The sequence below is a fragment of the Actinoallomurus acaciae genome (genome assembly GCF_042429965.1).
Taxonomy (GTDB): Bacteria; Actinomycetota; Actinomycetes; order Streptosporangiales; family Streptosporangiaceae; genus Actinoallomurus; species Actinoallomurus acaciae.
This window is the reverse complement of sequence record NZ_JBHLZP010000044.1, coordinates 18,357-28,406: the sequence shown is the minus strand read 5'-3', so window position 1 is coordinate 28,406 and position 10,050 is coordinate 18,357. Positions and strand designations below refer to the sequence as shown.

10 protein-coding genes are annotated in these 10,050 nt (G+C 72.7%); 3 read left to right on the top strand and 7 right to left on the bottom strand.

The window, feature by feature from the left end:
• The 3 genes from ACFFNX_RS08900 to ACFFNX_RS08890 form a co-directional block, all read right to left on the bottom strand.
• Positions 1–837, bottom strand: an 837-nt coding sequence (locus ACFFNX_RS08900) for a glycosyltransferase family 2 protein (protein WP_378197928.1), incomplete at its 3' end; no start/stop codon positions are given.
• A 137-nt stretch (positions 838–974) separates the two neighbouring features.
• Positions 975–1,241 (bottom strand): WhiB family transcriptional regulator, encoded by a 267-nt coding sequence (locus tag ACFFNX_RS08895; RefSeq protein ID WP_285579166.1) that lies wholly within the window; start codon positions 1,239–1,241, stop codon positions 975–977.
• Positions 1,242–1,498: 257 nt separating this feature from the next.
• On the bottom strand, positions 1,499–2,437 hold the full coding sequence (locus ACFFNX_RS08890) for a hypothetical protein (protein WP_378197925.1): 939 nt from the start codon (positions 2,435–2,437) through the stop codon (positions 1,499–1,501).
• A gap of 95 nt (positions 2,438–2,532) precedes the next feature.
• On the opposite strand from ACFFNX_RS08890, the gene cofD reads away from it, so the two are divergent.
• Positions 2,533–3,477, top strand: a complete 945-nt coding sequence (cofD, locus tag ACFFNX_RS08885; protein WP_378197923.1) for a 2-phospho-L-lactate transferase — start codon at positions 2,533–2,535, stop codon at positions 3,475–3,477.
• A gap of 160 nt (positions 3,478–3,637) precedes the next feature.
• Entirely contained in the window at positions 3,638–4,912 is a 1,275-nt protein-coding gene (locus tag ACFFNX_RS08880; RefSeq protein ID WP_378197921.1) for a coenzyme F420-0:L-glutamate ligase, read from the top strand.
• Positions 4,913–5,080: 168 nt separating this feature from the next.
• Here the strand turns inward: ACFFNX_RS08880 and ACFFNX_RS08875 are convergent, their stop codons facing one another.
• From ACFFNX_RS08875 to ACFFNX_RS08865, 3 genes are all read right to left on the bottom strand, one after another.
• The gene (locus tag ACFFNX_RS08875; RefSeq protein ID WP_378197919.1) at positions 5,081–5,263 is read right to left on the bottom strand and encodes an HAD family hydrolase; all 183 of its coding nucleotides are present in this window, start codon (positions 5,261–5,263) and stop codon (positions 5,081–5,083) included.
• A 460-nt stretch (positions 5,264–5,723) separates the two neighbouring features.
• Positions 5,724–6,242 (bottom strand): P-loop NTPase family protein, encoded by a 519-nt coding sequence (locus ACFFNX_RS08870; RefSeq protein ID WP_378197917.1) that lies wholly within the window; start codon positions 6,240–6,242, stop codon positions 5,724–5,726.
• The gene (locus ACFFNX_RS08865; RefSeq protein WP_378197915.1) at positions 6,239–8,791 is read right to left on the bottom strand and encodes a bifunctional FO biosynthesis protein CofGH; all 2,553 of its coding nucleotides are present in this window, start codon (positions 8,789–8,791) and stop codon (positions 6,239–6,241) included. Before ACFFNX_RS08865 ends, ACFFNX_RS08870 begins: the two co-directional genes overlap by 4 nt.
• A 173-nt stretch (positions 8,792–8,964) precedes the next feature.
• Between ACFFNX_RS08865 and ACFFNX_RS08860 the strand changes: the two genes are divergently transcribed.
• On the top strand, positions 8,965–9,114 hold the full coding sequence (locus tag ACFFNX_RS08860) for a hypothetical protein (RefSeq protein ID WP_378197913.1): 150 nt from the start codon (positions 8,965–8,967) through the stop codon (positions 9,112–9,114).
• On the opposite strand, the gene ACFFNX_RS08855 is transcribed toward ACFFNX_RS08860, so the two are convergent.
• Positions 9,099–10,004, bottom strand: coding sequence for a DNA-3-methyladenine glycosylase family protein (locus ACFFNX_RS08855; RefSeq protein WP_378197911.1), 906 nt, complete (start codon positions 10,002–10,004; stop codon positions 9,099–9,101). The two genes, ACFFNX_RS08860 and ACFFNX_RS08855, sit on opposite strands and share 16 nt — an antisense overlap.
• Positions 10,005–10,050 lie beyond the last annotated feature (46 nt).

The following is a 10,050-nucleotide window of genomic DNA, read 5'->3' as shown; positions in this document are numbered from 1 at the left end:
CCGCAGGAACGCGGTGAGGACGATGAACGGCAGCGAGAGTGCGAGCGCGGACAGCGGCAGGTTCGCCAGCAGCACGAGCAGCGCGCTGCGCCGGTCGTCGGCCGGGAACGCCACCTGCCGCGCGCCGCGCGCGGACGCCTCGGCGTGGAACGCGACGGCGTCCGGCGCGATCAGGACCCGATGCCCGGCGGCGTAGGCGCGCCAGCCGAAGTCGACGTCGTCGCGGAAGAGGCCGAAGGCCGGGTCGAGGCCGCCCAGTTCGTCCCACACGTCGCGGCGCACCAGCATGCCGGCGGTGCTGACCGCCATGACCTCGCGGATGGTGTCGTGTTGTCCCTGGTCGAACTCGCGCGGGTCGAGGCCGGTCTCACGGCGTCCCGTCCGGTCGATGGCGATGCCCGCCTCGAGCAGCACACGCCGGTCGTCCCAGTCGCGCAGCTTGGGGCCGAGGATGGTCGCGGGCGGATGCTCCTCGGCGGTGGCCAGCAGGCGTTCGAGCGCGTCGGGCGCGGGCGCGGAGTCGTCGTGCAGGAGCCAGACCCACTCGATGCCGGACGCGCCGTCCGGGACCTCGATGGTCGACGCCGGATGGGCGAGCGTGGCGGTCACCGCGTCGGCGTACCGGGTGCGGGCCGGAAGGGTGATGAGGTTGCCCTCGCCGACGACCTCGGTGAGCATGGCCGGCCCGGCGTCGGTGCTGCCGATGTCCGCCGCGACCAGCCGGTCGACCGGATGGCTCTGGGTCAGCAGTGCTTTCAGTGTCTCCGGCAACCAGCGCGCGCCGTCATGCGTGACGAGTACGGCGGTGACGATATGGCGGTCGAGTTGGGGCGCCACTGTTCTCATCCGATTGGGTCAGCCGGACCGGGCTCAACTGCCCGGCACGGCTGACCACGATAGCGAAGGCGCCCGTCGAATATGTCTGGTCCGCTCAGCCGACCGAATCCCGCCGGCGCGCGGCCCGCGGGCGTTCGTCAGCCGGCGGCACGCTTGAGCTTGCGGCGCTCGCGCTCGGACAAACCACCCCAAATACCGAAACGTTCATCATGGCCAAGCGCATATTCAAGACACTCAGCACGTACATCGCAAGCGCGGCACACTTTCTTGGCCTCGCGAGTGGAGCCACCCTTCTCCGGAAAAAAAGCCTCCGGATCCGTCTGCGCACACAGGGCGCGCTCCTGCCAGCCCAACTCTTCACCGTCTGTGCCGTGCGCCAGCGGGATGAGCACCTCACTGCCCATAGCGCACCTCCTAGCCCCGTGGAGCCCCCCTGGTCACGCCTTCCCTCTCCCCCGGGAAGGCAGAACTACACCGATGAAATTACACGCGTGTCTGACCGCAGACGTCAAGCCGAATGAGATGCCGAAGGTCTAGCGAAGCTAAAGAAACCCGTCTGACCTGCGGAGACACGATTGCGAACCGTGCGGTACGGAGCGCGGACCGATCCGGGAGGGTGTTCGCTCCGTGACGCCTTTTGGGGGGCTTTCCGGATGACCGGTTACTCGGGCGGCCGGTACGGGTCCGCGACCGGCGACGAGTCCGACGGAGGGTTCTCCGGCTTGTCGTCCTCCGCCTCTTCGGCCTTGGCGGACCCGCCGAGGCCGCCGTAGGCGCGGGTCCACTCGCCTTCGAGCTCGTCGCTCTGGGACGACGGGACGGTGGGCTGCGGGGCGGAGGGCGGGCCGGACTGCGGCTGCGGCTGTGCCTGAGGCGGCATGGGCGGTCCCGGCGGGCGCCCGGGCTGCGGCTGACCCGGCTGACCGGGCTGCGGCTGGCCGGGCTGTGGCTGGCCCGGCTGCCCGTACGGGCCTGTGCCGTACGGTGCCGGCACGTAGCCCTGCTGGGGGTACTGCTGCTGCGGCGGCTGGCCGTAGGCCGGCGGCTGCTGACCGTAGCCCGGCTGGCCGTACGGCGGCTGCACGCCCGGCTGGCCCCAGCCCTGCTGCGGGTACTGCGGGATCGGCGGCGCCGGCGGCGCGGAGGTCTGGTAGGTGTGCAGGACGTAGTAGCCGCCGACGGCGAGCACGGCGAGCTTGGAGAGCCCGTACAGGAACATGGTCAGCTTCGCGGTGAGCGCGCTGTTGAGCAGGACGCCCGAGCTGACGTCACCCGCGCCGAGGCCGGCGAGCATGCAGATGATGGTCAGCAGCGCCACGACGCCGAGCACGATGAGGCCGGCGAGGGCCACGTTGCGGGCCTGCCGGGTCGGCGGGCCGCCGAGCCTGGTGGCGAGCAGCACGGCGATCACGACCAGCCCGACGGTGGCCACTCCGACGAAGAACTGGTCGGCGGTGACGAACTGGAAAGCCTCGATCGTGAAGGGCAGTCTGCCCCGGCCGAACAGCAGCGCGATCAATCCCGACAGGATCTGAAGAGCGACCGCTCCGAGCAGAACCCATGCTCCGGGCTCCCGCAGCCGCTGTACGTCTTTGTTCACGGACCAGCTCCAGTGAGTAATCGGTTTGTGTCAGCTTCGCACAAGCGGACGGCCCGTCGCATTTGGTCTGGCCCAGTGATGCCAGACTTGTCCGCATGCGCATCGTGGCACTCGCGGGCGGGATCGGCGGAGCCCGTTTCCTGCGCGGACTCCTGCACACCGCCCCCGAAGCGGACATCACCGTCGTCGGCAATACGGGCGATGACATTTCCCTCTTCGGTCTGCGGATCTGTCCTGATCTCGACACCGTGATGTACACCCTCGGCGGCGGCATCAATGAGGAGCAGGGCTGGGGGCGCGCGGACGAGACGTTCACCCTCCGGGAGGAGCTGGCGGCGTACGAGGTGGGGCCCTCGTGGTTCACCCTCGGCGACCGCGACTTCGCCACGCACATCGTGCGCACCCAGATGCTCGACGCCGGGTATCCGCTGTCGGCGGTGACCGAGGCGCTGTGCGACCGCTGGCGGCCCGGTGTCCGCCTGCTGCCGATGACCGACGACCGCGTGGAGACGCACGTGGTCATCGAGGATGACGCGGGAAAGCGCGCGGTCCATTTCCAGGAGTGGTGGGTGCGCCTGCACGCCGGGACGCCGGCGCAGAGCATCGCGGCGGTCGGCGCGGAGGACGCCAAGCCGGCCCCGGGCGTGCTGGAGGCGATCGAGGCCGCCGACCTGGTGGTCCTGCCCCCGTCGAACCCCGTGGTCAGCATCGGGACCATCTTGGCCGTGCCGGGCATCCGCGCCGCGGTGGCGGCCAAGACGGTCGTCGGGGTCTCGCCGATCATCGGCGGCGCCCCGGTGCGCGGCATGGCGGACGCGTGCCTGACCGCGATCGGCGTGGAGACCTCGGCCCGCGCGGTGGCCGCGCACTACGGCCCGGACCTGCTCGACGGCTGGCTGGTCGACACCGCCGACGGCGCCACGGCCGGGGACCTCGACGGCATCGCCGTACGGGCCCGGCCCCTGCTGATGACCGACCTGGAGGCCACCGCGGACATCGCCCGCGCGGCCCTCGACCTCGCCGGGGAGCTACGGCCGTGACCGAGCGAAGCGAGGGAACCAGAAGACACGCCCCCGTGGGCACCCCCACCGACGCAGGAGGGCCCGCGACCGGGGGAACCAGAAGACACGCCCCTGTGGTCACCCCCGCCGACGTAGGAGGGTCCATGACCGGGCGACGGCCGCCGACGAAGAAGGACTCATGACTCAGACGTTCGAGGTCTTCGGCGTGCCCGGGCTGCCCGAGGTCCGTGAGGGCGACGACATCGCCGCGCTGATCGCGGGCGCGGACCTCCGCGACGGCGACATCGTCGTCGTCACCTCCAAGATCGTGAGCAAGGCGGAGGGGCGGGTCCTCGTCGCGGACGACCGGGAGAAGGCGATCGACGCCGAGACCGTGCGCGTCGTCGCGCGCCGCGGCGACACCCGGATCGTGCAGACCCGGCACGGCCTCGTGCTGGCCGCCGCCGGCGTGGACGCCTCCAACACCGAACCCGGCACCGTGCTCCTGCTCCCGGTCGACTCCGACGCGTCGGCCCGCCGGATCCGCGCCCGGCTGCACGAGCTGACCGGCGTACGCGCGGGTGTGATCGTCTCCGACACGCTCGGCCGGCCGTGGCGGATGGGCCTGACCGACGCGGCGATCGGCGCCGCCGGCGTACGGCCGATGGACGACCTGCGCGGGCGCACCGACGCGTACGGCAACCTGCTCACGGCCACGGCGACCTCGGTGGCCGACGAGGTCGCCTCGGCGGCGGAGCTGGTCAAGGGCAAGCTGGCCGGCGTCCCGGTGGCGGTCGTGCGTGGCCTGTCCCACCTGGTCACCGAGGAGGACGGGCCGGGGGCGCGAGTGCTGGTCCGCCCCGCCGACGAGGACATGTTCCGGTACGGCTCCGCGGACGTCGTCGGGGCCCGCCGGACGATACGCGAGTTCACCGCCGAGCCCGTCGACCGCGCCGCCGTACGCCGCGCGGTGTCCGCCGCGATCACCGCGCCCGCCCCGCACCACACGACACCGTGGCGGTTCGTGCTGGTGGAGGAGGCCAAGGACCGGCTGCTCGACGCGATGCGCGACGCGTGGGAGGCGGACCTGCGCGGCGACGGGTTCTCCGAGGAGTCCATCGCGCGCCGCCTGCGGCGGGGCGAGGTGCTCCGGCGCGCGCCGTACCTGGTGGTGCCGTGCCTGGTGACGGACGGCGCGCATCCCTACCCGGACGCGCGCCGCTCCCGCGCGGAGCGCGAGATGTTCCTGGTCGCGATGGGCGCGGGGGTGGAGAACCTCCTCGTGGCGCTCGCCGTGGAGGGCCTGGGGTCGTGCTGGGTGTCGAGCACGATGTTCTGCGCCGACGTCGTACGCGAGGCCCTGGACGTGCCGGCGAACTGGGACCCGATGGGCGCCGTCGGCATCGGCCACGCCGCCGCGCCCCCGCGCGACCGCCCCCCACGCGACCCGGACGACTTCATCGAACTGCGCTGAGTCCGGACGGGCGCCAGGCGACCTGCCGCAGATTCCCCCGAAGACGAGCCGCTCGATGCCGATGCCGGCCAGGTCGTACTCCGCAGGGACCCGCCGATGAGGCCGAGGATGACGTCGAACGCCTCGCCGTCCAGGACCTGCGGGCCGTCTCCACGCGGCCCGGACGGCTCATCGGGCCGCGTCGAAGGCGGTGATCGCGGACGGGGGCTCGGCGAGGCTCTCGATACGCATCGTCGGTGTGACGTCCGTGTCGTCGATGTGGGCCCACGGGCCGTGGCGGATGTGCGCGGCGCGTATTCCGGCGGTCAGTGCCGGGCTGATGGCGTTGTCCCAGCGGTCCCCGACGTACATGCTCCGGTGGCCGGCCCGCCTCCCGTGAAAGGCGGGCGAAGAAACGCGGGTCCGGCTTGCGGAGCGGCCATTCGTGGCTCGTGCCGACCATGCGAGGGCGCGCGGCAGGCGTCCCGCGCGTCCCGGCTGGTTGCCCGCGATCCCGGCCCACAGGCCCGGCTCCCGCAGCGCGGCCGCGCCGGGCGCACGTCCGGGTACAGATCGTTCTCCTCGGTCCGCTCCGGCGACCCGGTCTGTTCCCGCCGCCCGCGTTCTCGAAGACCTGGGCCACGTCCCCTCCCCGGGCCGTCAGCGCGCCCAGGACGGCCGGGAAGGTGTGCCGGGGGACGCCGGGCCAGTCGGCCCCAGGCGGCGTTCTCACGCGTCTCGTCCACGAGGATCTCGCCGACACGTAGCTCGGTGGGGCGACGGATCCTCGCTCGCCGGGGAACTGGTCGCGACGCCTCGATCGGCGGCCTGGTCAGGTCTGCCGCAGCCAGCGCCGGGCCTGGCGGGCGGTACGCAGGCGGACGACCGTGACGCCGGGGAACCTCGCCGCCCGTGCGGCGGTCGCCTCGCGGCGGGACTCGGCCTGCGACCACGCCCAGCGGATCGGGTGGGACGCGCGCAGCCAGTCGCGGGCGCTCTCGCGGTTGCCGTTCCACAGTTCGCGGCGTGTCAGGGCGCGTGCGGCCGAGCGGCGTACGACGCGCCACATCACGGTACGCCGGGGCAGGTCCAGCCAGATCACGGTGTCGGCGCGCTCCCACAGCAGGTCGCCGAGGGCGCGGTGGTACTGGTCTTCGGTGACCCAGCGCTCCTCCGCCGCGAAGCGGCGCACGTCCGAGGCGAACTCCGGGCGCGGCGTCCACCCCGGGCCGTGGTGCAACGCGTCGAGTTCCCAGCGCGGCAGACCCCAGCGGGCGGAGAGCCTGCGCGCCAGCGTCGTCTTGCCCACGCCGGAGATCCCCGCGACCAGGACGCGGCGAGGGGGCGTCAAGACACGATGGGCAGGAAGTGCCCCACGCCGTCCGTGGCGCGGGCCGCGGCGACGCGTTCGGCCGGGACCTCGCCGTACGCCGTCGTGCGCTGGCGTGCCGGGCGCCCGGCGCGGGCGGCGATCTCCTCCAGCGCCGACATCGTCTTGAACGAGCCGTTCTCCGAGCCCGCCATGCGGCTGATGGTCTCCTCCATGAGGGTGCCGCCCAGGTCGTTGACGCCGCCCTGGAGCACCTGGCTGCACAGTTCGTCGTCCAGCTTGACCCAGGAGCACTGGATGTTGGAGATCGCCCCGTGCAGCAGGATCCGCGCGAGAGCGTGCACCGCGCGGTTCTCCCGCCGGGTCGGGCCGGTACGGGCCAGGCCGGCGAGGTAGATCGGCGCGTTCTGGTGCACGAACGGCAGGAGCACGAACTCGGTGAAGCCGCCCGTGCGCTCCTGGATCGAGCGCAGCAGCTTCAGGTGCGCCACCCAGTGCGCGGGCGTGTCCACGTGCCCGTACATCATCGTCGAGGTCGTCGGGATGCCCAGCTCGTGCGCGGTGGTGACCACCTCGACCCACTCGGCGGCCGGCAGCTTGCCCTTGGTGAGGACCCAGCGCACGTCGTCGTCGAGGATCTCCGCGGCGGTGCCGGGCAGCGAGTCGACGCCCGCGGCCTTGGCCTCGGTCAGCCAGTCGCGGATGGACAGGTTCGTCCGGGACGCCCCGTTGACGACCTCCATCGGGCTGAACGCGTGCATGTGGATCTCGGGCGCGCGCTTCTTCACCTCGCGCGCCAGGTCAAAGTAGGCCGTGCCGGGCAGGTCGGGGTGGATGCCGCCCTGCATGCAGACCTCGGTCGCCCCGGCCGCCCACGCCTGGTCGACCCGGTCGCCGACCTGGGACAGCGAGAGCGTGTACGCGTCGGCGTCGGTGCGCCGCTGGGCGAAGGCGCAGAACCGGCAGCCGGTGTAGCAGACGTTGGTGAAGTTGATGTTGCGGGTGACGACGTACGTCACGTCGTCACCGACCGCGTCGCGGCGCAGGTCGTCGGCGAGCCGGGCCAGCGCGTCCAGCTCCGCCCCGTCGGCCTGGAGCAGCGCCAGGGCCTCCTCGTCCGTGATGCCGCCCGGGTTCCGTTCCGCGCTGCGCAGCGCCGACGCCACGTCCGCGTCGAACCGCTCCGCCGGGCGGATCCGGCCGCCCACCTCGGCCCAGTCGCCGTACACCTCGTCGAAGTCCTCGCGGCGGTCGGAGCTGCGGCCGGCGGTGTCGATGGAGACGTGCAGGTCCGTACGGCCCTGATCGGCCCAGCCGCCGTCGGGCTCCTGCCAGGGCAGGCCCTCGGGGATGACGTTCTCGCGGGCCAGGCCGGACGGCTCGGCGAGCGCGGCGACGTGGGCGGACACGCGCGGGTCGAGCCAGGGCTCGCCGCGCCGGACGTACTCGGGGTAGATCGTCAGGCGTTCGCGCAGCGTGAATCCGGTCTCGGCGGTGCGCGCGGCGAGGTCGTCGATCTGGGGCCAGGGACGCTCGGGGTTGACGTGGTCCGGGGTCAGCGGTGAGACGCCGCCCCAGTCGTCGATGCCGGCCCGCAGCATGAGCGCGTACTCGGAGTCGACCAGGTTGGGCGGTGCCTGTACGCGCATCCTCGGGCCCAGCACGAGCCGGGTCACCGCGATCGTGGCGGCGAGCTCCTGAAGGTCGGCGTCGGGCATCGACCGCATCTTGGTGTCCGGCTTGGCGCGGAAGTTCTGGACGATGACCTCCTGGATCCCGCCGTACTCCCGGGCGACCTTGCGGATCGCGAAGATGGACTCGGCCCGGTCGCGCACGGTCTCGCCGATGCCGATGAGGATGCCCGTGGTGAACGGCACGCTGGACCGCCCCGCGTCCTCCAGCACGCGCAGGCGTACCGCCGGGTCCTTGTCGGGCGAGCCGAAGTGCGCCTGGCCCCTCTCCTCGAACAGCCGGCGCGAGGTCGTCTCCAGCATCATGCCCATCGACGGTGCGACCGGCTTGAGCCGCTGGAAGTCCTGCCAGCTCATGACGCCGGGGTTGAGGTGCGGCAGCAGGCCGGTCTCCTCCAGGACCCGGATCGCCATCGCGCGGACGTAGGACAGCGTGTCGTCGTAGCCGTGGGCGTGCAGCCACTCGCCGGCCTGCTTCCAGCGGTCCTCGGGCCGGTCGCCGAGGGTGAACAGCGCCTCCTTGCAGCCCATGGCAGCACCCTGGCGGGCGATCTCCAGAACCTCGTCCGGGCTGAGGTAGGGGGCGTCGAGGCGGCCGGGCACGGTGGCGAACGTGCAGTAGCCGCACCGGTCGCGGCACAGGCGGGTCAGGGGGATGAACACCTTGCGGCTGTAGGTGATCACGCCGGGCCGGCCCGCCGCCTCCAGCCCCGCGTCGCGTACGCGCGACGCGTGGTCGAGCAGCGTGCCGAGCTGTTCTCCCCGGGCGCCCAGCAGGACTTCGGCCTCGGTGACGTCGAGCGCCTTGCCGTCGCGGGCGCGGGCGAGGGCTCGTCGGACGGCGGTCGGCGAAAGGGGCGCGTCGGCGAGATCACTCATGTCCGGAACATACGCCGAGGCCGTTCCCGGTATTCCCGCCGCCCCGGCGACGCGGCCGAACCTTCAGCGGCGCTTATCGGTTCCGTGCAGAAATCCTCGCTGGTGCTGAACGGTTTCGCCGCGCACACTTAAGCAGCGAAACGCAGAACAGTCCTTACCGCAGGGAGACCGTCATGGCCTGGTTCATGCTGTCCTTCTTCATCGTCCTGGCGCTGCTGGGCCCCCTCTACGGCGCCGACACCCGCGACGGCCGCCCGAGCCGCTTCGCGCCGGTGTGGCGGCCGGTGTGGCAGCCCGTGTGGCGCCGTCAGAACGCGCGATAGTCGCGTACGGACATCCGCGGCCCGCGGCGCGGCGGGCCGCCGCCGGACAGCTCCAGCATCCGGGTGACCCGGTAGCGGTGCCCGGCGTACGGCTTCAGCAGCTCGAGCATCCCGGCGTCGTCGACCTTCCGCCCGGTCAGAGCCCAGCCGACGATGCCGGGGATGTGGTAGTCGCCGACGGAGACCGCGTCGGCGTCGCCGAGGGCCCGCTGCCGCACCTCGGCCGACGTCCAGATTCCGATGCCCGGGAGCGAGCGCAGCCGCCGGTCGGCCTCGGCCGTGTCGAGGACCTCCAGCCGGCTCGCCACCCGCGCGGCGCCGATGATCGTACGGGCCCGTACCGCCTCGATCCCCGACCTGTGCCACTCCCACGACGGGATGGTGACCCAGACCCGGGGCGGTGGCGGCACCCGTAGCGGCCACCGCAGATGCGGGGGCCGTGGTCCGGGCGCGACCTCGCCGAACCTCCGGACAAGGTAACGCCAGGCGCGCCAGGCCTCCTTGCCGACGACCTTCTGCTCCAGCACGGCCGGCACGAGCGCCTCGAAGACGTTGCGGCTCCGGCCGACGCGGAAGTGACCGAACCGCGCGGCGGCCGTGCGCAGGATCTCGTGCTCGGGCGTGAACGACGTCGGGTCGTCGGCGGCGCCGAGCAGCTCGGGCAGGCCGTCGAGCAGCCACTCCGCCCCCGGCCCCCAGGCCCGGCCCTCGACCGTGTCGCCGCGCCGCAGGACCCGCAGCGTGCCGGGGCCCTCGGGCGTCGTCGACGCGCGCCACACCGCGCCGTCGGGGCCGCTCGTGTACGCCGGATCGCCCGAGCCGCGCCGGTGCGGCCCCAGCGTCAGGTTCAGGTCCACCGGCCACGAAGGCAGCCACTCGCGGGTGAGCATGGTTCTCATCTTGACCCTAACCTGCGCGGCTCGATGCCGTTCGACG

Coding starts and splice junctions, on each gene's coding strand:
- ACFFNX_RS08895 (WP_285579166.1), bottom strand. CDS start 1,241: ATGGGCAGTGAGGTGCTCATCCCGCTGGCGCACGGCACAGACGGTGAA.
- cofD (WP_378197923.1), top strand. CDS start 2,533: ATGCGCATCGTGGCACTCGCGGGCGGGATCGGCGGAGCCCGTTTCCTG.
- ACFFNX_RS08880 (WP_378197921.1), top strand. CDS start 3,638: ATGACTCAGACGTTCGAGGTCTTCGGCGTGCCCGGGCTGCCCGAGGTC.
- ACFFNX_RS08875 (WP_378197919.1), bottom strand. CDS start 5,263: ATGTACGTCGGGGACCGCTGGGACAACGCCATCAGCCCGGCACTGACC.
- ACFFNX_RS08865 (WP_378197915.1), bottom strand. CDS start 8,791: ATGAGTGATCTCGCCGACGCGCCCCTTTCGCCGACCGCCGTCCGACGA.
- ACFFNX_RS08860 (WP_378197913.1), top strand. CDS start 8,965: ATGGCCTGGTTCATGCTGTCCTTCTTCATCGTCCTGGCGCTGCTGGGC.
- ACFFNX_RS08855 (WP_378197911.1), bottom strand. CDS start 10,004: ATGCTCACCCGCGAGTGGCTGCCTTCGTGGCCGGTGGACCTGAACCTG.